The organism is Cupriavidus sp. CPT47-8839-RL05A (genome assembly GCF_058792255.1).
Map to the genome: position 1 here is coordinate 55,203 of NZ_JBYTEG010000031.1, position 20,733 is coordinate 75,935.

A 20,733-nucleotide genomic window follows, 5' to 3' on the forward strand; every position below is an offset into this window, starting at 1 on the left:
GCGTCCGTCGGGCGCGGCCGGGATCAGTCCATCGACATTGTCGCGATATCGATAAACCAGCTCTGCGGCTGCACCACGCCCTTGACCTTCTTCGAAATCGCGCGCGGGCCGACGTCGTGCGCGATCAGCACGAACGGCGACTCCTCGACGATGCGGGCATGCAGCCTGGCCAGCGCCGCGTCGCGCGATTTCTCGTCAAACGCGGTGCGCGCGTTCTCGATCAGCTTGTCAAACTCGGCATTGCCGAAGTAGCCCCAGTTGTTCGAGACCGGCGGCTGGGTCTTGGTGCTGACGAAGCGGACCATGGCAAAGAACGGGTCCATTGCCGCAAAGCTGACGTTGATTGCGTTGGCGCCGTGCGCGCTGGCGTCCTTGGCGCCGACGCGCCAGTTGGTGAAGAGGGTGTTCCACTCGACCACGTCGAAGTCGACGTCGATAAAGCACTCCTTCAGGTTCTGCTGCACGTACTCGTTCATCGGCAGCGGCTGCATCTGGCCGGAGCCCGACGCCGACACCTGCACCTTGACCTTGACCGGTTTGGCGGCCGAGTAGCCGGCCTCCTGCATCAGCTTCTTCGCCGCGGCCGGGTCGTACTTGATATCGAACTTCGGATTGCCCCACCACGGATTGCCGGTCTCGACGATGCCCTTGGCCTCGGCCATGTACCCGCCCAGCAGGGTCTTCAGGCCGCTGCGGTTGACGCACAGGTTGGCGGCCTGGCGCACACGCTTGTCCAGCCATGGCGAGCCGGGCGCGAACGACAGCTGCCACGGCCACATATGCGGCTGCGCGTTGGCATAGACCTGGAAGCCGCGGCTCTTGATCTGGGTGATGGCGTCGGGTGCCGGGGCTTCGATCCAGTCGACCTGGCCCGACAGCAGCGCGGCGGTGCGCGCGTTGGCCTCGGGCATCGGCACCATCACCACCTTGTCGATCTTCGGCACGCGCTTCGCGTCCCAGTATTGCGCATTGCGCACCACTTCCAGGCGCTCGCGCGGCACGAAGCGGCTCATCCTGAACGGCCCGGTGCCGGCGGCGTCGGCGGCAAACGCGACCCAGGCCTGCTTGGAGCGCTCGACCGGATCGGTGACCGAGGCCGGCACCGCGGCGAATTTCTTCTCCCACTGCGTGGGCGAGGCCATGAACAGGTTGGTCAGGTTGTAGGGCAGGAACGAATCCGGCTCGGAGGTGACCAGCTCCACGGTGAGGTCGTCGATCTTCTTGGCCGTGCGCAGCGTCGGCATGCGCGAGGCGGTCACGCCGACCTGGCTGGGATCGAACTGCCTGGCGGTCTTGTCCAGCACTTTGCCGACGTTCCAGACCACGGCATCGGCGTTGAACGGGGTGCCGTCGTGGAACTTGACGCCGGGGCGCAGCTTGAACACCCATCTGGTCTTGTCGGCGGCGTCGACCTTCCATTCGGTGGCCAGGCCCGGGATCAGCAGGCTGGGGCCGTTGCCCCGGGACAGGTCCCATTGGGTGAGGCCGTCGTACATCGGGATACCGGAGAAGCGGTTGCCCTCGAAGCCCTGGTCGGGCTGGCCGAGCGTGCGCGGGATGTCCGCGGCGGTCATGCCGATGCGCAGCACCTTGTCGGCATGGGCGGCACCGGGCAGCGCGAGCAGCGCCAGCACGGCGGCGCTCATGGCCGAGGCAGCTGACTTGAGACCTTTCGCGAGAAGGGAGGGATCGTGGTGCACAGGCTTGCTCCTGGGTTGGCTTGAGGGGACGGATGTCTGCAAAGCAAGTCATGTGCCACGGTGGCAGGGCCGGGAATGCGGGCCGAAGTGCCGGCGACGGTGGTCTGCTTCTTGCTGAACCTGCTGCCGTTTCCTCTCCCTCACCCCACCCGCAACCAGACATGGACCAGCTACACCTTCCCCGCATCAATGGCGCCCGCCTGTGGCAAGCGCTGATGGACCTCGCCGCGATCGGCGCCACGCCCAGGGGCGGCGTGTGCCGCATCGCGCTGACCGAAGCCGACCGCAAGGGGCGCGACCTGGTGGTGCAGTGGTGCCGCGAGGCCGGGCTCGACGTGCGCGTCGACGAGATCGGCAACGTCTTCGCGCGCCGCGCCGGCAGCGACCCCGACGCGCGCGCCGTGGCCACCGGCAGCCATATCGACACCCAGCCCTCGGGCGGCAAGTTCGACGGCAACTTCGGCGTGCTGGCCGGCCTGGAAGTCATGCGCACGCTCGACGACCTGGGCATCGTCACGCGCGCGCCGCTGGAGGTCGCGTTCTGGACCAACGAGGAGGGCACGCGCTTCACGCCGGTGATGATGGGCTCGGGCGTATTTGCCGGAGAGTTCGACGCGGCTTTTGCGCGCGCGCAGACCGATGTGGATGGCGTCAGCGTGGGCGACGCGCTGGCGGCGATCGGCTACCGCGGCGCGCAGCCGGCGGGCGCGGTGCCGGGCGGCATGTTCGCGGCCTACTTCGAGGCGCATATCGAGCAGGGGCCGGTGCTGGAGGCGGCAGGTCTGCCGATCGGCGTGGTCTCGGGCGCGCTGGGCCAGCAGTGGTACGACGTGACCGTGACCGGCATGGACGCGCACGCCGGCCCGACGCCGCTGGCGCTGCGCCACGACGCGATGCTGGCGGCCGCGCGCATGGTCGAGGCGGTCAACCAGATCGCGCGCGACGAGGCGCCGCACGGGCGCGGCACGGTCGGCTATCTGCAGGTCACGCCGAACTCGCGCAACGTGATTCCGGGCCGGGTCGATTTTTCGGTCGACTTCCGCAACCTGTCGCAGGCTGGCCTGGACCGCATGCATGCGGCCATGCAGGCGGCGTTCGAGGGCATTGCCGTGGCCGCCGGCGTGGAGGTCGAAATCCGCCAGGTGGTGAAGTTCGAGCCGTGCGTGTTCGCGCCCGAATGCGTTGACAGCGTGCGGCGCGCGGCCACGGCGCTGGGCCTGCCGCATATGGACGTGGTCAGCGGCGCTGGCCACGACGCGGTCTACGTCGCGCGGCGCGCGCCCACAGGCATGATCTTCGTGCCGTGCAAGGACGGCATCAGCCATAACGAGCTGGAAGACGCGCTGCCCGAGCACATCGAGGCGGGCGCCAACGTGCTGCTGCAGGCCATGCTGGCGCACGCGCGCTAGGCGCCCGCGCCAGATCCAGAGGCTAGTTGCAGATCGTGCCGGGAACCGGCTTGCCCGAGGCGGTCAGCCCCTGGCACGCATCGCCGCTCGCCAGGCTGGTATCCGAGGCCGCGGCCGGTGACAGCTTGAGCTTGCCTGCCACGGTGCAGCACCCGCGGGCTGGCGGCGGCGCTGGCGTGCGCTTGGTCGCCGGCAGCGGCGCTGGCCCACCGGCTTCCGCGGTTTCTTCCGCGTCAGGAAAGACGCACTGCCCTTGCTGGCAGATCCGCTCTCCTTTGCACTGCATGTCGTACTGGCATCCGGCAGCATAGGCGAGCGATGACCAGCCAGCGGCCATCGACGCTGCCAACAGCAAGGCAGGGAATTTCATATGCCCTCCGATCAGGGCTGAGGTGAAGATGCCGGAGCGGCTCGGTGCCGCCCCGACACCTTCAGCATAGATCGCGGCAAGGGTCCGCGAAAGGCACTGGCACTCAGGTGTTCTACCACCCCTGCGCGAGTTGGCCGGCCTTCGCCGTGCCGGGCCTCAGTGTGCGATCGAACGCGAGATCGCCCGCGCGCATTCCAGCACCAGCGGCGCCAGCTTTTTCTGCGCCTCGGCCATGCTCCAGCGGCTGGCCGGCGGCGACACGTGCACCGCGCCGACCGCAACGCCCTGGCTGTTGACGATGGGCGCGGCCAGGCCCATGTCGCCGATGAACAGTTCCTCTTCATTGCTGGCGTAGCCCAGCCGGCGGCACGCCGCCACGCGCTCGAAGATCGCATCCACGCCGGTCAGCGTCGAGGGCGTGCGCGCCACGCGCGCCGACTGCTCCAGCATCGCCAGGACCTGCTCGTCGGGCAGCGTGCTGAGGTAGGCCCGGCCGGAGCTGGTGCAATACATCGGGATGCGCATGCCCACCGGCGTCAGCACCGGCATGTGTTTGGCGGTCATCAACTGGGCCACGTAGACCATGTCCAGCCCGACCGGCTCGGTCAGGTTGGCGGTCTCGCCGCTGGCTGCGGCCAGCTGCGACAGGTAGGGGCTGGCCACCGGGATCAGCGCATCAGCCGCCAGGTAGTTGTAGCCGATCTCCATCACCCGCGGCGTCAACCGGAAGCGCCGCGTCTGCGGGTGCTTGTCGACATAGCCCAGCGCTTCCAGGGTATGGATGGTGCGCTGCGCCGAGCTCTTGTTCATGCCGGTCAGCGCGGCCAGTTCCGACAGGGTCAGCGTACGGTGGACGCCGTTGAAGGCGCGCAGGACTTCGAGGCCTTTTTCGAGCGACTGGTTGAACAGCGGGTTGTCGCGGTCGGGCGCGGGTGACGGGACGGGTTTTGACGGCATAGTTGCGTCGCGGGCGAAGGGACCGGGCAGCACCATCCACGGGATGGCTGCACCACGATGAGTGAGTATTGCACCAATATACGTATGTATCGATTATCGATATGATGGCGAAATGATACCGTCACTGGCGCAGGCTGGAAAGTGGCGCGGGGGTGCCTGCCGGAAAAAGCGTGCCGAAGGGGATTGGGAAACGGAAGTTGTCAGCCCGCCACTAGAAGGGCGGGTGGTGCGAGGGAGGGGACTCGAACCCCTACACCATTGCTGGCGTCAGGACCTAAACCTGGTGCGTCTACCAATTTCGCCACCCTCGCGGTCCTTGCGGCGCTGCCCGGGCGGGCGGCCGCGATGCTCGCTGGCTTGCTCCGGACAGGAAAGCAAAAAAGGCGGCTGGAACTGCCCGCCTTTCTTCTGTCCGCGCTGCCGGCCCTGGCGGCCGAACCGTGGTGTCGGCATGGCTTGCGCCTGCAGTGCAACGAGGCTGCGGATTGTAGCGCAAGGCGCGGGGGGAATCCAGCCCTGCCAGGTGCTCCGGTGGCCGCGGCAAGCGGCAGGGATATATTGTCGGCTTTCCAGTGGCCGCACACATGCCGATGACTGCCTTCCCGACCCTGACCCCGCTGCGCTGGCGCCTGCTGTTCTGGGGCTGCGCGGCCGCGGTGCTGGCGCTTTCGCTGATGCCGCCGACGCAGCCCCTGCCGACCACCGGCTGGGACAAGTCCAACCATATGCTGGCGTTCGCGGTGCTGGGCGTGCTGGGCCGGCGCGCCTACAACGGCCGTGGCTGGGCCGTCTTGCTGGGGCTGGTGGCGTACGGCGCGCTGATCGAACTGCTGCAGGGGCAGACCGGCTACCGCGAGGCCGAGTGGCTCGACCTGCTGGCCGACAGCGTCGGCCTGGCCGCGGGCATGGCGCTGGACTGGCTGGTGCGCCGCCTCAGTTCTCCTCGGCTTCGAGCGTGAACTTTGCGCCGTCGTCCTGGCCGAGCAGGTCGGTCAGCACCGGCATGGCCTGCTGCAGCGATTCCTTCAGCCGCCACGGCGGATTGACGATGAACATGCCGCTGCCATGCAGGCCCAGGCCGCCCTCGACCGGATGCCTGACGGTCAGGGTCACGTGCAGCCAGCTCTTGAGCGGCAGGCCCTTGAGCTGCACCGGCAGCTGCGCCGATTCGCGCCGCTGCACCTGCGGGTACCAGACCGCATAGACGCCGGTGGCAAATCGCTCCAGCCCGTCGCGGATGGTCTGCACGGTGCGGGCGTAGTCCTGCTTGTCCTCGTAGGACGGGTCGACCAGCACCAGCGCGCGGCGCGGCGGCGGAGGCAGGATGGCCTTGATGCCGCCGAAGCCGTCGCCGTCGTACAGCATGACGCGGCGCCCGGCGCCGCGGAAGTTGTCGCGCAGCACCTGGATCTCGGTGCTGTGCAGCTCGAACAGCCGCAGCCGGTCGTGCTCGCGCAGCATCTGCCAGGCCAGCCAGGGCGAGCCGGGGTAGTGGCGCAGGTTGCCGTCCGGGTTGAGCGCGCGCACCTGGTCCAGGTATTCGTCCAGCATCGCCGGCAGCTGGGTGCCGCTGGCGGCGGCGCGCCACAGCGGCGCGATCCCGGTTTCGAATTCGGCCTTCTTTTGCGCGTAGGCGTGGTCCAGCGCATAGAGGCCGGCGCCGGCATGGGTGTCGATATACCAGAACGCCTTGTCCTTCTGCGCCAGGTGCTCGAGCAGTTGCACCACGACGGCGTGTTTGAGGACATCGGCATGGTTGCCGGCGTGGAAGGCGTGACGGTAGCTGAGCATGTGGAGCGGGGGCGCCTGGGCGGCGCAAATCAAGGGGCAGGGCGGTGCGGTCTGCGGGAAGGCCGCTATGCTACCATCCGGCGCGAATTACCAAGCCCGCTCCCACGCCCCGGCGAATCCGCCCGGGCATTTTGCTTTTCGCCGAGTTTCCCTGTCCCATGCCGCGCGCATTAGAGCCCGCCGAGCCGATCCTTTCTGCCGAAGGCATCCCGTATTCGCCCCGCTACGACGACGTCTACCACAGCACCGAAGGCGGGCTGGCGCAGGCCGCCCATGTCTTCCTGGGTGGCAACGGCCTGCCGCAGGCGTGGGCCGGTCAGCGCCAGTTCGTCATCGTCGAGACTGGCTTCGGCCTGGGGCTGAATTTCCTGGCTACCTGGCAGGCGTGGCGCGATGATCCCCAGCGCTGCGGCACGCTGCATTTCGTCTCGATCGAAAAGCACCCGTTCACCCGCGAAGGGCTGGCGCAGTTGCACGCCAGGCTGGACGGGCTGCAGCCGCTGGCGCAGGCGCTGCAGGCGCAATGGCCGCTGGCGCTGCCGGGCCTGCACCGCCTGGCCTTCGACGGCGGGCGCGTGGTGCTGACGCTGGCGCTGGGCGATATCGAGCAGATGCTGCCGCGGCTGGCGGCCGGCGCGGATGCCTTCTACCTGGACGGTTTCGCGCCGGCGCGCAATACGGAGATGTGGTCGCCGCAAGTGTTCCGCGGACTGGCGCGGCTGGCCCGGCCAGGCGCCATGCTGGCTACATGGGCGGCCGCGGGCTTTGTGCGGCGCGGGCTCAAGGAGGTGGGTTTCGAAGTCAGCAGGGCGCCCGGCTTTGGCGGCAAGTGGCAAATGACCGTCGCGCGCTTCCGCCCGCAATGGAAAGCGCGCCGCCATGCGCCGCCACTGCCGGCCCAATGGTCCGAGCGCCATGCCATCGTGATCGGCGCCGGCCTGGCCGGCTGCGCCGTGACCGAGCGGCTGGCCGCGCGCGGCTGGCGCGTGACGCTGTTCGATGGCCACGACGGGCCGGCGCGGCAGACCTCGGCGCATCGCGCGGCGGCCATGCATGCGCATGTGTCCGCCGACGACAGCCTGCTGTCGCGGCTGTCGCGCGCTGGCAACCAGTACGCGCTGCGTGCCTGGGCGGAGTTGGCCGAGGCCGGCCATGCGGTCGGCTGGCATGGCTGCGGCGTGCTGCAGATCGGCGAGGACGAAGCCGAGGGCCAGGCCCAGCGCGCCGCGCTGGCGGCGATGCGCTTGCCGGAAGGATTCGTGCGCTGGATGAGCGCTGAAGAGGCGGCAGCGGCCCACCATGCCGGCGTGCCGCGTGGCGGCCTGTGGTTCCCGCAAGGCGGCTGGGTGGCGCCGCCTGACATCTGCGCGGCGCAGCTGGCGCAAGCGGGCGCTGCGGTGACGGCACGTTTCCGCTGCCGGGTTGCTGCAATCGCGCGCGTCGACGGGCAATGGCAGGCGCTCGGGCAGGACGGCGACGTGCTGGCATCGGCGCCGGTGCTGGTACTGGCCAACGCACATGAGGCGCAGCAACTGCTGCCGCAGCAGCACTGGACCATGCGGCGCGTGCGCGGGCAGCTGACCACGCTGGCATCCGCGCAGGTGGATGCGCTCGGCGACTGGCCGGATTGCGTGGTGACTGGTGCCGGCTACCTGCTGCCGCGCACCGCGGACGGCGCTGGCCGGGTCGGCTCCAGCTACGACGCCGACGAGGGCCCGCTGGTGGAGCAGCCGGCGGTCCACGCGGCCAACCTGGCGCGCCTGACCGGCATGCTGCCGCGCCAGGCCGATGCCGTGGCAGCCATCGATCCCGCGACGCTCTCCGGCTATGTCGGCGTGCGCACGGTCACGCACAACCGGCTGCCGCTGGTCGGCCAGGTGCCTGACGAGGCCGCCGCGCTGGCGCAGGCCGCATCGCTGCGCGGCGCGCACTTGCGTGACCTGCCGCGCATGGGCGGGCTCTACGCCGCCCTTGCATATGGCTCGCGCGGCCTCACCTGGGCAGCGCTGGGCGCGGAACTGCTGGCCAGCCAGATCGAGGGCGAGCCGCTGCCGCTGGAGTCGGACCTGGCCGATGCGATGGATCCGGCACGCCTGCTGCTGCGCGCCCTGCGTCACGGGCACACGGGATAGCGCCGCGGGGCCGGCGGGCGGTTCCAGGCCCGTTCCGGGCAAAATCTGCCGGAAGCGAATGAAAACCGTGCGATAATCCCCGTTTTCCGTTTGCGCGGAGCTTCCCGTTCGCCGGTGCGCCGCCCCGGCCGTCCTGTGGTGACGGCGCCGTGGCGGTAAAGCGGGCGGTACATGCGCAAGCGGTAGCACCTACGAACACAACTACATTTTCTGGATTGGATCTACGACCATGTCGAACGTGATTGAGAACCTCGGCAAGCTGGACCGCAAGGTGACCCTGGCCATCCCCAAGGCCGAAGTGGAGAAGGAAAAGCAGGAGCGCCTGGTTCGCCTGTCGAAGACCGTGAAGATGTCGGGCTTCCGTCCGGGCAAGGTGCCGATGAAGATGGTCGAGAAGCAGTACGGCCAGCAGGTCGAGTTCGAAGTGCGCTTCGACAAGGCCGCACGCAAGTTCTTCGACATCACCAAGGAACAGGACGTCAAGGTTGCCGGCCAGCCCAAGTTCGAGATCAAGAACGAAGGCGTGGGCGAGGACGAAGTCGCATTCGACGCCACCTTCGAGGTGTACCCGGAAGTGACCATCGGCGACCTGTCGGCCGCCGAAGTCACCCGCACCGGCACTGAAATCACCGATGCCGAAGTCGACAAGACCATCGACATCCTGCGCAAGCAGCGCGTGCACTACCACGCCCGCGGCGAAGCCGGCGAGCATGGCGACGGCGGTGCCGACGTCACCGCCCAGAACGGCGACCGCGTGACGCTGGACTTCGTCGGCAAGATCGACGGTGAAGAGTTCGCCGGCGGCAAGGCCGAGGACTTCCCGTTCGTGCTGGGCGAAGGCCGCATGCTGCCCGAGTTCGAGCAGGCCGCGCTGGGCCTGAAGGTCGGCGAAAGCAAGACCTTCCCGCTGGCCTTCCCGGAGGACTACCACGGCAAGGATGTGGCCGGCAAGACCGCCGAGTTCACCGTGACGCTGAAGAAGATCGAGTGGGCGCACCTGCCGGAAGTCAATGATGCCTTCGCCAAGTCGCTGGGCATCGCCGACGGCAGCGTCGAGAAGATGCGCGCCGACATCCGCGAGAACCTCGAGCGCGAAGTGAAGCGCCGCACGCACTCCATGCTCAAGGACCAGGTCATGGAAGCGCTGCTGAAGGCCAGCGAGCTGGACGTGCCCAAGGCCCTGATCGAGCAGGACCAGGAACGCCTGGTGGAAATGGCCCGCCGCGACCTGGAGCAGCGTGGCATGCCCAACGCCAAGGACATGCCGATCCCGGCCGAGATGTTCGCGCAGCAGGCCGAGCGCCGCGTCAAGCTGGGCCTGATCCTGGCCGAGATCGTCAAGGCCAACGGCCTGGAGGCCAAGGCTGACCAGATCAAGGCCGAGATCGAGGATTTCGCCAAGAGCTACGAAGACCCGAAGGAAGTCATGCGCTGGTACTACGGCGACCAGCAGCGCCTGGCCGAAATGGAAGCCTACGTGCTCGAAAACAACGTGGTAAATTTCGTGTGCGGCAAGGCCAAGGTCACCGACAAGAAGGTGTCCTTCGAGGAACTCACCGCCGAAGGCAACCCGCAGCAAGCCTGAGGCCGGAAGTGACCCGCAGCCCCGCGCCACGGCGCGGGGCGGGGCAGCTTCCCGAGTTACCCCGGATTGCCTTGCGATCCGACGAATCCATGGAGAACATGCATGACCCGCAATGATTTGCTTGACCGTCTCGCCACCACGCAGGCTTCGGCACTGGAAACCCAGGGCCTGGGGCTGGTGCCGATGGTCGTCGAGCAGTCCGGCCGGGGCGAGCGCGCCTATGACATCTACTCGCGCCTGCTGAAGGAGCGCGTGGTGTTCATGGTGGGCGAGGTCAACGACCAGACCGCCAACCTGGTGGTGGCCCAGCTGCTGTTCCTCGAGAGCGAGAACCCCGACAAGGACGTGTCGCTGTACATCAACTCGCCGGGCGGTTCCGTATCGGCGGGGCTGGCGATCTACGACACCATGCAGTTCATCAAGCCGGACGTGTCCACGCTGTGCATGGGCATGGCGGCAAGCATGGGCGCGTTCCTGCTGGCGGCTGGCGCCAAGGGCAAGCGTTCGGCGCTGCCCAACTCGCGCATCATGATCCACCAGCCGCTGGGCGGCGCGCGCGGCCAGGCCTCGGACATCGAGATCCAGGCGCGCGAGATCCTGTACCTGCGCGAGCGGCTCAACACCATCCTGTCCGAGGTGACGGGCCAGCCGGTCGAGAAGATTGCGCGTGATACCGATCGCGACAACTTCATGAGCGGCGACCAGGCAGTTGACTACGGCCTGATCGACAAGGTCCTCGCCCGCCGCGGCTGATGCAGCGGGCCGCCGTGGCGCAATCTGCAGCGGCGGCCGGCCAGGCTGGCACGGGCTCAAATGGCGAAGGCTACACCGGAACGAGGCCCCGTGCCTCGTTTTTTGCTTTTGCCCCACAGCCGGGGGGAACCGCCGGTGGTGCCAATTGTTTTGGCGTATGATGCGTTTGAAGCGTATCGCTGGGAGCCTGTCGCCCCGCGGTGTGCGCCCTGCATAAGTGACTGATTCCTATGGCGGACAAAAAAGGTTCATCCAGCGAAAAGCTTCTGTACTGCTCCTTCTGCGGCAAGAGCCAGCATGAGGTCAAGAAGCTGATTGCCGGCCCGTCGGTGTTCATTTGCGACGAATGCATCGACCTGTGCAATGAGATCATTCGCGACGAGGCCACGGCATCCGAGAAAGACGCCGCCGCGGCCGCGCGCTCGGACCTCCCCACGCCCCACGAGATCCGCGAAAGCCTGGACCAGTATGTGATTGGCCAGGAACAGGCCAAGAAGATCCTGGCCGTGGCGGTCTACAACCACTACAAGCGCCTCAAGCACCTCGGCAAGAAGGACGATGTCGAGCTGTCCAAGAGCAACATCCTGCTGATCGGGCCGACCGGCTCGGGCAAGACGCTGCTCGCGCAGACGCTGGCGCGCCTGCTCAACGTGCCGTTCGTGATCGCCGACGCGACCACGCTGACCGAAGCCGGCTACGTGGGCGAGGACGTCGAGAACATCATCCAGAAGCTGCTGCAGAACTGCAACTACGAAGTCGAGAAGGCGCAGCGCGGCATCGTCTACATCGATGAGATCGACAAGATCTCGCGCAAGTCCGACAACCCGTCGATCACCCGCGACGTGTCGGGCGAGGGCGTGCAGCAGGCACTGCTCAAGCTGATCGAAGGCACCATGGCATCGGTGCCGCCGCAGGGCGGCCGCAAGCATCCGAACCAGGACTTCCTGCAGGTGGACACGACCAACATCCTGTTCATCTGCGGCGGCGCCTTCGATGGCCTGGAGAAGGTCATCATGCAGCGCTCGGACAAGACCGGCATCGGCTTTGCCGCGCAGGTCAAGAGCAAGGAAGAGCGCGACGCCAGCGAGGTGCTGCCGCAGACCGAGCCGGAAGACCTGATCAAGTTCGGCCTGATCCCCGAACTGATCGGCCGCCTGCCGGTGGTCGCCACGCTGTCCAAGCTGGACGAGGCCGCGCTGATGCAGATCCTGGTCGAGCCCAAGAACGCGCTGGTCAAGCAATACCAGAAGCTGCTGGCGATGGAAGGCGTCGAGCTGGAAATCCGCCCGGGTGCGCTGAGCGCCATCGCCCGCAAGGCGATCCGCCGCAAGACCGGGGCCCGCGGCCTGCGTTCGATCCTGGAGCAGTCGCTGATGGACGTCATGTACGACCTGCCCAACTACAAGGGCGTGCAGAAGGTGGTGATCGATGAAAATACGATCAACGGCGATGCACCTCCGCTGCTTATGTACGAAGAGCAGCAGCCCAAGGTGGCGGGGTCCAACTGACGCGAGGGCTGCCAGACGTGGTAAGTGGTCGGGACCACACCGGCAGCCGGGCGAAAAGGCCGTTCGCGTAGAAGCGAGCGGCTTTTTTTGTTTATTTCTACCGACGAGAGGGAGGAAACGCGGGTATGCTGTTTCAGAGGGGCCAGCAAGTGCAGGGAGCGGCATCTGCCTGCCTTGATGAATCGATTGGCACGTATCTTGTAATCGATTCGGGCGGCCCAATTTACGCCTTAAATGACTGACTTGGGGAAAATGATGTCCGGAACACAACTCCTCCCGGCCGAGCCGATTCGCCTCCCACTGTTGCCGCTGCGCGACGTGGTGGTGTTTCCGCACATGGTGATCCCGCTGTTCGTGGGACGCCCGAAGTCCATCAAGGCGCTTGAGACTGCGATGGAGGCGGGCAAGAGCATCATGCTCGTGGCCCAGAAGACGGCGGCCAAGGACGAGCCGACCGCCGACGACCTGTATGAGGTCGGCTGCATCGCCAATATCCTGCAAATGCTGAAACTGCCCGACGGTACCGTGAAGGTGCTGGTCGAGGGTACCCAGCGCGCGAATATCCGCGAGGTGAGCGAGGACGATGCGCACTTTATGTGCGAAGCCGTGCCCGTGCCGCCCGCACCTGGCGAAAGCGCCGAGACCGAGGCCCTGCGCCGCGCGATCGTGTCGCAGTTCGACCAGTACGTGAAGCTCAACAAGAAGATCCCGCCCGAGATCCTGACCTCGCTGTCGGGCATCGACGAGGCAGGCCGCCTGGCGGACACCATCGCCGCGCACCTGCCGATCAAGCTCGAGCAGAAGCAGAAGATCCTGGAGATGGTCAATGTGACCGAGCGCCTGGAAAGCCTGCTGTCGCAGCTCGAGGGCGAGATCGACATCCTCCAGGTTGAAAAGCGCATCCGTGGCCGCGTCAAGCGCCAGATGGAGAAGAGCCAGCGCGAGTACTACCTGAACGAGCAGGTCAAGGCCATCCAGAAGGAACTGGGCGAGGGCGAAGAAGGCGCCGACCTGGAAGAACTCGACAAGCGCATCAAGGCTGCGCGCATGCCGAAGGAAGCCAAGAAGAAGGCCGACGCCGAATTCAAGAAGCTCAAGCTGATGTCGCCGATGTCGGCCGAAGCCACCGTCGTGCGCAATTACATCGACACGCTGGTGAACCTGCCGTGGCGCAAGAAGAGCAAGGTCAACAACGACCTGGCCAACGCCGAGCGCGTGCTGGAAGAGGACCACTACGGTCTGGAGAAGGTCAAGGAACGTATCCTGGAATACCTCGCAGTGCAGCAGCGCGTGGACAAGCTGAAGGCGCCGATCCTGTGCCTGGTCGGCCCCCCCGGCGTGGGCAAGACCTCGCTCGGCCAGTCGGTGGCGCGCGCCACGAACCGCAAGTTCGTGCGCATGGCGCTGGGTGGCGTGCGCGACGAGGCCGAGATCCGCGGCCACCGCCGTACCTACATCGGCTCGATGCCAGGCAAGATCCTGCAGAGCCTGTCCAAGGTCGGCGTGCGCAATCCGCTCTTCCTGCTCGACGAGATCGACAAGATGGGTGCGGACTTCCGCGGCGATCCGTCGTCAGCGCTGCTCGAGGTGCTGGACCCGGAACAGAACCACACGTTCCAGGACCACTACATCGAAGTCGACTTCGACCTGTCCGACGTGATGTTCGTGGCGACGTCGAACTCGCTGAACATCCCGCCGCCGCTGCTCGACCGTATGGAAGTGATCCGCCTGTCGGGTTACACCGAGGACGAGAAGGTCAATATCGCCCAGCGCTACCTGCTGCCCAAGCAGATCAAGAACAATGGTCTGAAGGCAGGCGAGATCGAGGTCGCAGAAGATGCGATCCGCGACATCATCCGCTACTACACGCGTGAAGCAGGCGTGCGTTCGCTGGAACGCGAGGTGTCGAAGATCGCTCGCAAGGTGGTCAAGCTGCTGCTGCTGAAGAAGGAGTCGGGCACGATCAAGGTCGATTCCGAGAACCTGGACAAATTCCTCGGTGTGCGCAAGTACGACTTCGGCCTGGCCGGCAAGGAAAACCAGGTTGGCCAGGTGACCGGGCTGGCGTGGACCGAGGTGGGTGGCGACCTGCTGACCATCGAAGCCGCGATCATGCCGGGCAAGGGCAACATCACCCGCACCGGTTCGCTGGGCGACGTGATGAAGGAGTCGGTCGAGGCTGCCCGTTCGGTGGTGCGTTCGCGGGCACGTCGCCTGGGTATCACGGATGAGATGTTCGAGAAGCGCGACATCCACATCCACGTGCCCGAAGGCGCCACGCCCAAGGACGGCCCGTCGGCAGGCGGTGCGATGACCACCGCGCTGGTGTCGGTGCTGACCGGCATTCCGGTGCGTGCGGATGTGGCCATGACCGGCGAGATCACGTTGCGCGGCGAGGTGCTGCCGATCGGCGGCCTCAAGGAGAAGCTGCTGGCGGCCCACCGGGGCGGCATCAAGCTGGTGCTGATCCCCGAGGATAACGTCAAGGACCTGGCCGAGATCCCGGACAACGTCAAGAACGCCATCGAGATCGTGCCGGTGCGCTGGATCGACAAGGTGCTGGAACTGGCGCTCGAGCGCAAGCCCGAGCCGTTGTCGGAAGAAGATGCCAAGCCCGCCGAAGTGGCGGACAAGGCCGCGGCCAAGGTGGAGCGTTTGCATCACTGACACAGCTTTGGCCGCATGAATGAAACGCCGCGGGGCAGCGATGCCCGGCGGCGTTTTTTTGCGTGCGCAGGCCTTGGCAAACCGAAATCACCTGTATTACACTTGCGCCCTCGCAACGCAAACCACGGCAACTGCCGCGAGGTGTGGAGCGATCAGCAAGTTGCAGGCAGCCAGCCTGTGATGGTCGAGCGGGTGCTTAGCTCAGTTGGTAGAGCGGCGCCCTTACAAGGCGTAGGTCGGGGGTTCGAGCCCCTCAGCACCCACCACGCTTGACTAACAAAATCAAGGACTTAGAGCGATCTAAGTCCTTTTTTGTTGGTATTTTCATCTCCCTCGGCCGAGCCGCGCGCTAAATTGCTGTTCCGCCGTTGCTCGGCATGGCGCTCCCGGCCGGAGTTTTCCCGCATCCCACAGATAAGCGCCATTCGCTCCCGATGTTGCGCGCGCTCTGCGCAGTTTTTTCAGGCCTGGCCCGGCACTGCACGTACGATTTCCCCGCATTCCCGCGCGAATGAGCGCATATGGGACGTGCACAGCAGCACGGCCCAGTGTCGTGAGCCTGGCGCGGAACTTGCTGAACCAGTCAGAAAATCGACTGCGGACACCGACATGGACAGCGTGGAAGTGATCGTCGATGCGATGCGCAAGCTCGTTGGCGAAGGTGACGACCTGGCGTGGTGGCAAGGCGCCGTGCGTGCCGCCATCATCTTCGTCGGCACTTGGGCGATGCTGCGGTTGGCCGGCAGGCGGGCCTTCGCGCAAAAGACATCGTTCGACCTGTGCATCATATTGCTGCTGGGCGCGGTGTTGTCGCGCGCCGTGGTCGGCGCCGCTTCGTTCGCGGTGGCGTTTTCCGCCGGGCTGGCATTGGTGCTTCTGCACCGGGTGGTGGGCTGGCTGTCGAGCCGTTCTCCGGCATTCGACCGCGCCACTGGCGGCCACGCGCTGGACCTGCTGCGCGAAGGGGAACTGGACCGGGAGCGCGTGAGCCACGCAATGCTGACCGAGGAAGACCTCAAGGCCAACCTGCGTGCGACGCTTCAGACCGACAGCTTCGACGACCTTACCCGGGTGGTGCTGGAGCGCGACGGCAAGGTGACGTTCGTGAAGGGGCGCGGCGGAGACGGCCGCGTACCCGCAGCACCGGCCACGCCTGCTGTATCGCGCAGCAACGGAGTGTCTGTGCAGGCGTCGGAGGCGCAGCGATGACGCTTGGGGAAAACAGCAGCGACAACGGCAGCATTGCGCGCTATTTGCTGCGCCACCATTTGCATGTGGTCACGGCGGAATCCTGTACCGCGGGGCTGATCGCCTCGCGCATTGCCGAGGTGCCGGGTTGCGGCGATGTCTTGCACTGCGCCATCGTGGCGTATTCGCCCTCGGCCAAGGAACAGTTGCTGCACGTGCCGCCTGAGACCATCAGGCGTCACGGACTGACCAGCGAGGCGGTCTCGCTGGCGATGGCGCTGGGCGCCATGGAGATCACCGGCGCCGACCTCGCGATCGCCAACACCGGCGTCGCCGATGACGGCGGCGATGGCGATATCCCGGCGGGTACGCAGTGCTTTGCCTGGGTGTTCCGCCGCCACGGCCATGCGGCGCGCGATGTGCTGCGGAGCACCGGGGGTATTGCCGCGTTCACGGAAACGCGGCGCTTTCCGGGGACGCGTAACGCCGTACGCGAAGCCGCTGCCGACTGGGCGCTGGCTCGCATTTGCCATTACCACGAACAGGCGCAGCGCGGGCAAGGCCACTGCGGCGCGCGCGCATAAAGCGCCGGAAGGCCCGGACGGCGCGCTGGCAGCCCCGGAAAGAGACCCAGCCTTGGATAGTGCTCTCCCGACTAATGGTGCCGACAAAGTGTTGCGCACGGTATTGCGCGAGGCCGGGTTGCGTTATGTCGATGACAGTATGCCGGGCATCGGGCGCCGCCGTCAGGGCGGCGGCTTTGCCTACATCGACGCCAATGGCAAGCGCGTGGACGATGCCGCCACGCTGGCACGCATCGCTGCGCTGGCGATTCCTCCTGCCTACGAGGAAGTGTGGATCTGTGCGAACCCTGCGGGCCACCTGCAGGCGACCGGGCGCGATGCGCGCGGCCGCAAGCAGTATGTCTACCACCCTGAGTGGAGCGCGCTGCGCGATTCGGACAAATACGCGCGGTTGCCGGCCTTCGGCAGCGTACTGCCCCGCTTGCGGGCGCGCGTCGCGCGCGACCTGCGCCGCAACGGCATGCCGCGCGAAAAAGTGGTCGCGGCGGTGGTGCAACTGCTCGACGCCACGCTTGTGCGCGTGGGCAGTCCGCAATATGCGAGGCAGAACCGCACCTACGGCCTCACCACGCTGCGCCGCCGCCATGTCACCGTGCGCGGCAGCCGTCTGCGTTTCCAGTTCACTGGCAAGAGCGGCATTACCCACGACGTATCGGTCAACGATCCACGCCTGGCCCGCATCGTGCGCAATTGTGCCGACCTGCCAGGCCAGTGCCTGTTCAAGTATCGCGACAGCGACGGCGAGATCCGCGAGGTCGGATCCGCCGACGTCAACGCCTACCTGCAGCAGGCGACCGGCGGCGACTTCACTGCCAAGGACTTCCGCACCTGGGCGGGCAGCGTGCATGCGCTCGCGCTGCTGCGCGCGACCGGCGCGGACGGCGAAGCAGCGCGCAGGAAGTGCGTGGCCGAGGTCATCAAGTCAGTGGCCCAGCGCCTGCGCAACACCGTGGCGGTGTGCCGCAAGTGCTATGTCCATCCGGCGGTGATCGAGGCCTTCATCGACGACGGATTGCAGGACTGCGCGCGCGTCGCCATCGTCAGCCGCCTGCGTGCCGACGAAGCACGGCTGCTGAAGCTGCTTGCAGAACGGGCCAGGACTGCACAGGGCGTCCCGCGGTGAGCCTGCCGAGCGTCGAAAGGCTGACGGAAGAACCAGGGCTGAACGTCCGGCCGGAGGATGGCGACCCAGTATGAGAACGGCCCAGCAGCCGCAGGGCAGGGCGCTCCGATTCAGCGCTGCGAAGGAATGTTGCCGCCGTCGACGATGACCTCGGTGCCGGTGACGTAGCTGGCCTCGTCCGACAGAAGGAAACGGACCACTCGCCCGATCTCCGCGGGGGTGCCGAGGCGGCCCAGTTGGATGCGGCGCTCGAAGGTGCCTTCGGGCAGGGCATCGATGGCAGGTTGAAGCATCGGTGTGTGGATCTGTCCGGGAGAGACGGCGTTGATGCGGATGCCGTCGCGGCCCAGGCTGTCCGCGAGCGAGCGCACCAGCGAGAGCAGGCCGCCCTTGGAGGCGGAGTAAGCCGGAATCAGGGCGTTGCCCAGCGTGGCATTGATCGACGCGATGCCGACGACTGCCGCGCCGGGTTGCGCGCGCAGCTCAGGCAGCATGGCCTGCACCAGCAGGGCCATGGCGCGCAGGTTGACATCAAGCACGGCGTCCCAGCGCGCCTGTGTGAGGCCGTCGATCCCGCTCTGGTCCACCACGCCGGCAGCATGCACCATGCCGCCCAGCGCCGGCAGGGCGGCGCGGGTACGGACCAGCGCGTCTTCCAGGCCGGCGGGGGCGCGCAGGTCGATGCCGAGCCCGAAGGTGGGCACGTCATAACGTTCGGCGAGCGCCGCGGCGACGGCACGTGCCTTGTCCTCCTGGATATCCCAGATGGCGACCGGCCGGTTTACCGCGGCCAAGGCCGCCGCGCAAGCCTCGCCAATGCCGGACGCGCCGCCGGTCACCACGACCGCACTGGCCGGCGTGTTGAGGGCCACGCGAAAATCGCCGGTGGCAGGGTGTCGGATCGTCACTGGATGTCTCTCCCGGATGTCATGTTGTTGGCGCAGCCGCGGTAGACGCGGCTGATATGCGCATTGTTTCCGGTCACGCCGGATGCGACATAGTCCAAATGGACCAAAACAACCGCGCCCGAGACGATTTTCCGCCATGGCACCCTGCGGCCGGGGCGATGCGTCTGCTCATCGTGCCGTCAGCTCGCTGAGTGGCGTCGGCACGTCGTATTCACCTCAATCGAGCGGAATGATGCTGTGCAGGACGGTTTGCACCAGCGCCGCCTGGCGGGTCACGCCAGTCTTGGAGAACATGGCACGCAAATGCGCGCGCGCGGTATTGCGGCGGATCTCGAGTTCCTGCGCCGCTTCGTCCAGTGACAGGCCCTGGGTCAGCAACAGTACGAGCGACGCCTCCGTCCGGGTGAAATCGAACATAGCGCAGTAGTTCGGCCGACCCCAGTGCCTTTTGATCGGGGTCGCGGATAAAGACCGCCACCGCGGGCTGGCGCGGACGCTCGGACCACTTCTGCGAGGCGATGGAACGCACCAGCAGTCCCAGCCGGGCGCGGTCGCCCTTGCGCGGCACCGACAGCCCGAGCGGGATGCCGGGCTGCTCCGAGTCTCGCAAGGCGATGGCCTGGCGGACCAGGGCCTGCAGCTTGCGGTTTTCCTGCGCCGAGTCGGCCATCAACTGGCCGTTGCAAACCACCAGACCATCCTTTTCCGCCAGCAGGGCGTCGGCCATGCCATTTGTGGTAAGGACCTGGCCGGTGTCGTCCAGGATCACCGAGCCGATCAGCAACCTGTCGACCGTGCCGGCGTAGAAGCGCCGCTCCGACTCGGTCGTGTTGAGGTTGGCGTGGATACGTACCGCGCGCTCCAGGTGCGGCACGATGCGCCGGCACAGCGCCTTGTCGGCCTCGGCGAAGCGCTCGCTGCCATGTGGGCGGCAGATTCGCAAGCGGCACTCCACACCATGCTCGGCGCGGATGTGGACGGCGGGCGTAGCACCAGGGTCACGTAGTTAGCGGCCAGCAGGTGTCGCAGCGCATCGAGCAGCGACTGCCATGGGATATCAAGCAGCGGGCCGTCGTACACCAGCCCGATCAGATCGCTGATCTCGTCCATGCCGAGTGCAGGGCGGCCAGGTAGCTGTGCGTCGATCCATTGAAGGCTTGTCATCGGTGCTCTCTCAAATCTGCGGCGCAATGCGGTCGGGGCATTGCGCCAGTCCGGCCGTCGGCGACCGGCGATCGGCTGGAAATGGTATCTGCTTCTCCATGCGGTGGTAGTGGGTGTTTTCCCCGGGCACCGGGCCGGGGACGCCTGTCGTGCTTGCCCAAGGCAATGCCAACCGCGGGCGTAGCGGGTGGGCTGCGGGGCTGTCTGCAGGAACTGCTGCGCTTCCATGTCTCCTCCGTGATGGCTGTTTGCCTGACGGACTAGATTCAACCGTTTCTGGAGCGACATGGAGGAGCGTCCGTGCGCGAATCTAGTCTGTTGGGACTATTTCCCTCCGCACGGGACCATGCCCGTGAAGTGGCCCGGCCAGAAGAATAGGGCCATGAGCGCGGGCCATGGCCGAGCGCTTTGCGGCCGAGGGCGCGGAGGTGGTCGTAATAGACCGCGACGCCGGCGCCGCCCAAGCGACGCTCGACACGATCGGCGGCGAGGCGCACGGCATGGCGCGCGGTTGCGACGTCGCGGACAGTGCGGCGGTGGGGCGGCTGCACGAGGAGGTCGCGATGCGCTGGGGGCGGCTCGACATCCTGGTCAACAACGCAGGCATTGGCCAGGTGCCGGGAGACGGCTTCGAGCACTACCAGGTGCGCGCGGCCGAGCGCGGGCGGCAGCTGGCAGCCGGCGAGACGCCCACGGTCTATACCGACATGATCGTCGACCTCAACGATGCCGGCTGGCAGCGCGTGGTGGATGTGAATCTCAACGGCACGTTTTATTGCTCGCGCGAGGCGGTACGGCTGATGACGCACGCGGGGGTGTGAACTGCACCCCAAAAGTTGGACGTTGATCCAATCTTTGGGGTGTTTTTCATGACGAAGTACGACGAGGCATTCA

General features: G+C 66.6%; 18 protein-coding genes and 2 tRNA genes. 13 read left to right on the forward strand and 7 right to left on the reverse strand.

Going from position 1 to position 20,733, the window contains the following annotated elements:
* Positions 1-23: 23 nt before the first annotated feature.
* A complete protein-coding gene (locus AC3WVS_RS28935) occupies positions 24-1,646 on the reverse strand; it encodes an ABC transporter substrate-binding protein (protein ID WP_492321393.1) in 1,623 nt (540 codons plus the stop codon).
* 215 nt (positions 1,647-1,861) lie between these two features.
* On the opposite strand from AC3WVS_RS28935, the gene AC3WVS_RS28940 reads away from it, so the two are divergent.
* The gene (locus tag AC3WVS_RS28940) at positions 1,862-3,109 is read left to right on the forward strand and encodes a Zn-dependent hydrolase (protein ID WP_492321394.1); all 1,248 of its coding nucleotides are present in this window, start codon (positions 1,862-1,864) and stop codon (positions 3,107-3,109) included.
* 22 nt (positions 3,110-3,131) lie between these two features.
* Here AC3WVS_RS28940 and AC3WVS_RS28945 read toward each other — a convergent pair whose 3' ends face one another.
* The 3 genes from AC3WVS_RS28945 to AC3WVS_RS28955 all read right to left on the reverse strand — a co-directional run bounded on the left by AC3WVS_RS28945 (position 3,132) and on the right by AC3WVS_RS28955 (position 4,747).
* Complete coding sequence (locus AC3WVS_RS28945) at positions 3,132-3,479, reverse strand: hypothetical protein (RefSeq protein WP_011615103.1); 348 nt, start codon at positions 3,477-3,479, stop codon at positions 3,132-3,134.
* A gap of 156 nt (positions 3,480-3,635) precedes the next feature.
* Positions 3,636-4,436, reverse strand: a complete 801-nt coding sequence (locus AC3WVS_RS28950; protein ID WP_492321395.1) for an IclR family transcriptional regulator — start codon at positions 4,434-4,436, stop codon at positions 3,636-3,638.
* Between the two features lie 224 nt (positions 4,437-4,660).
* Positions 4,661-4,747, reverse strand: a tRNA-Leu gene (locus tag AC3WVS_RS28955).
* A 273-nt stretch (positions 4,748-5,020) separates the two neighbouring features.
* Here AC3WVS_RS28955 and AC3WVS_RS28960 point away from each other — a divergent pair.
* Positions 5,021-5,395, forward strand: coding sequence for a VanZ family protein (locus AC3WVS_RS28960; protein WP_492321396.1), 375 nt, complete (start codon positions 5,021-5,023; stop codon positions 5,393-5,395).
* Here AC3WVS_RS28960 and AC3WVS_RS28965 read toward each other — a convergent pair.
* The gene (locus AC3WVS_RS28965; protein ID WP_492321397.1) at positions 5,370-6,227 is read right to left on the reverse strand and encodes a 23S rRNA (adenine(2030)-N(6))-methyltransferase RlmJ; all 858 of its coding nucleotides are present in this window, start codon (positions 6,225-6,227) and stop codon (positions 5,370-5,372) included. The genes AC3WVS_RS28960 and AC3WVS_RS28965 overlap by 26 nt on opposite strands.
* 158 nt (positions 6,228-6,385) lie before the next feature.
* Here AC3WVS_RS28965 and mnmC point away from each other — a divergent pair, with 158 nt between their 5' ends.
* The 9 genes from mnmC (at position 6,386) to AC3WVS_RS29010 (ending at position 17,767) form a co-directional block, all read left to right on the forward strand.
* Positions 6,386-8,359: a bifunctional tRNA (5-methylaminomethyl-2-thiouridine)(34)-methyltransferase MnmC2/FAD-dependent 5-carboxymethylaminomethyl-2-thiouridine(34) oxidoreductase MnmC1 gene (gene mnmC, locus AC3WVS_RS28970; protein WP_492321398.1), complete on the forward strand. Its 1,974-nt coding sequence runs from the start codon at positions 6,386-6,388 to the stop codon at positions 8,357-8,359.
* Between the two features lie 229 nt (positions 8,360-8,588).
* The gene (gene tig, locus AC3WVS_RS28975) at positions 8,589-9,944 is read left to right on the forward strand and encodes a trigger factor (protein ID WP_492321399.1); all 1,356 of its coding nucleotides are present in this window, start codon (positions 8,589-8,591) and stop codon (positions 9,942-9,944) included.
* A gap of 102 nt (positions 9,945-10,046) precedes the next feature.
* Complete coding sequence (clpP, locus tag AC3WVS_RS28980) at positions 10,047-10,697, forward strand: ATP-dependent Clp endopeptidase proteolytic subunit ClpP (protein ID WP_011615108.1); 651 nt, start codon at positions 10,047-10,049, stop codon at positions 10,695-10,697.
* A gap of 230 nt (positions 10,698-10,927) precedes the next feature.
* A complete protein-coding gene (clpX, locus tag AC3WVS_RS28985; protein ID WP_010810087.1) occupies positions 10,928-12,205 on the forward strand; it encodes an ATP-dependent Clp protease ATP-binding subunit ClpX in 1,278 nt (425 codons plus the stop codon).
* A 255-nt stretch (positions 12,206-12,460) separates the two neighbouring features.
* On the forward strand, positions 12,461-14,872 hold the full coding sequence (gene lon, locus AC3WVS_RS28990; protein ID WP_492321400.1) for an endopeptidase La: 2,412 nt from the start codon (positions 12,461-12,463) through the stop codon (positions 14,870-14,872).
* A 190-nt stretch (positions 14,873-15,062) separates the two neighbouring features.
* A tRNA-Val gene (locus tag AC3WVS_RS28995) sits at positions 15,063-15,138 on the forward strand.
* A 343-nt stretch (positions 15,139-15,481) separates the two neighbouring features.
* A complete protein-coding gene (locus tag AC3WVS_RS29000) occupies positions 15,482-16,081 on the forward strand; it encodes a DUF421 domain-containing protein (protein WP_492321401.1) in 600 nt (199 codons plus the stop codon).
* Positions 16,078-16,644: a CinA family protein gene (locus AC3WVS_RS29005; protein WP_492321402.1), complete on the forward strand. Its 567-nt coding sequence runs from the start codon at positions 16,078-16,080 to the stop codon at positions 16,642-16,644. Before AC3WVS_RS29000 ends, AC3WVS_RS29005 begins: the two co-directional genes overlap by 4 nt.
* Before the next feature lie 52 nt (positions 16,645-16,696).
* Positions 16,697-17,767, forward strand: a complete 1,071-nt coding sequence (locus AC3WVS_RS29010; RefSeq protein WP_492321403.1) for a DNA topoisomerase IB — start codon at positions 16,697-16,699, stop codon at positions 17,765-17,767.
* A gap of 110 nt (positions 17,768-17,877) precedes the next feature.
* Here the strand turns inward: AC3WVS_RS29010 and AC3WVS_RS29015 are convergent, their stop codons facing one another.
* Both AC3WVS_RS29015 and AC3WVS_RS29020 read right to left on the reverse strand, forming a co-directional pair.
* The gene (locus tag AC3WVS_RS29015; protein WP_492321404.1) at positions 17,878-18,639 is read right to left on the reverse strand and encodes an SDR family NAD(P)-dependent oxidoreductase; all 762 of its coding nucleotides are present in this window, start codon (positions 18,637-18,639) and stop codon (positions 17,878-17,880) included.
* 252 nt (positions 18,640-18,891) lie between these two features.
* Positions 18,892-19,092, reverse strand: coding sequence for a LuxR C-terminal-related transcriptional regulator (locus AC3WVS_RS29020; protein ID WP_492321405.1), 201 nt, complete (start codon positions 19,090-19,092; stop codon positions 18,892-18,894).
* A 31-nt stretch (positions 19,093-19,123) separates the two neighbouring features.
* Here AC3WVS_RS29020 and AC3WVS_RS29025 point away from each other — a divergent pair, with 31 nt between their 5' ends.
* Positions 19,124-19,681: a hypothetical protein gene (locus tag AC3WVS_RS29025; RefSeq protein WP_492321406.1), complete on the forward strand. Its 558-nt coding sequence runs from the start codon at positions 19,124-19,126 to the stop codon at positions 19,679-19,681.
* A gap of 553 nt (positions 19,682-20,234) precedes the next feature.
* Positions 20,235-20,660 (forward strand): SDR family NAD(P)-dependent oxidoreductase, encoded by a 426-nt coding sequence (locus AC3WVS_RS29030; protein WP_492321407.1) that lies wholly within the window; start codon positions 20,235-20,237, stop codon positions 20,658-20,660.
* Positions 20,661-20,733: the final 73 nt, after the last annotated feature.

Bases quoted from the DNA above. Each gene is read 5' to 3' on its own strand.
- AC3WVS_RS28935 (WP_492321393.1), bottom strand. From the start codon at position 1,646: ATGAGCGCCGCCGTGCTGGCGCTGCTCGCGCTGCCCGGTGCCGCCCAT.
- AC3WVS_RS28940 (WP_492321394.1), top strand. From the start codon at position 1,862: ATGGACCAGCTACACCTTCCCCGCATCAATGGCGCCCGCCTGTGGCAA.
- AC3WVS_RS28945 (WP_011615103.1), bottom strand. From the start codon at position 3,479: ATGAAATTCCCTGCCTTGCTGTTGGCAGCGTCGATGGCCGCTGGCTGG.
- AC3WVS_RS28950 (WP_492321395.1), bottom strand. From the start codon at position 4,436: ATGCCGTCAAAACCCGTCCCGTCACCCGCGCCCGACCGCGACAACCCG.
- AC3WVS_RS28960 (WP_492321396.1), top strand. From the start codon at position 5,021: ATGCCGATGACTGCCTTCCCGACCCTGACCCCGCTGCGCTGGCGCCTG.
- AC3WVS_RS28965 (WP_492321397.1), bottom strand. From the start codon at position 6,227: ATGCTCAGCTACCGTCACGCCTTCCACGCCGGCAACCATGCCGATGTC.
- mnmC (WP_492321398.1), top strand. From the start codon at position 6,386: ATGCCGCGCGCATTAGAGCCCGCCGAGCCGATCCTTTCTGCCGAAGGC.
- tig (WP_492321399.1), top strand. From the start codon at position 8,589: ATGTCGAACGTGATTGAGAACCTCGGCAAGCTGGACCGCAAGGTGACC.
- clpP (WP_011615108.1), top strand. From the start codon at position 10,047: ATGACCCGCAATGATTTGCTTGACCGTCTCGCCACCACGCAGGCTTCG.
- clpX (WP_010810087.1), top strand. From the start codon at position 10,928: ATGGCGGACAAAAAAGGTTCATCCAGCGAAAAGCTTCTGTACTGCTCC.
- lon (WP_492321400.1), top strand. From the start codon at position 12,461: ATGTCCGGAACACAACTCCTCCCGGCCGAGCCGATTCGCCTCCCACTG.
- AC3WVS_RS29000 (WP_492321401.1), top strand. From the start codon at position 15,482: ATGGACAGCGTGGAAGTGATCGTCGATGCGATGCGCAAGCTCGTTGGC.
- AC3WVS_RS29005 (WP_492321402.1), top strand. From the start codon at position 16,078: ATGACGCTTGGGGAAAACAGCAGCGACAACGGCAGCATTGCGCGCTAT.
- AC3WVS_RS29020 (WP_492321405.1), bottom strand. From the start codon at position 19,092: ATGTTCGATTTCACCCGGACGGAGGCGTCGCTCGTACTGTTGCTGACC.
- AC3WVS_RS29030 (WP_492321407.1), top strand. From the start codon at position 20,235: ATGGCCGAGCGCTTTGCGGCCGAGGGCGCGGAGGTGGTCGTAATAGAC.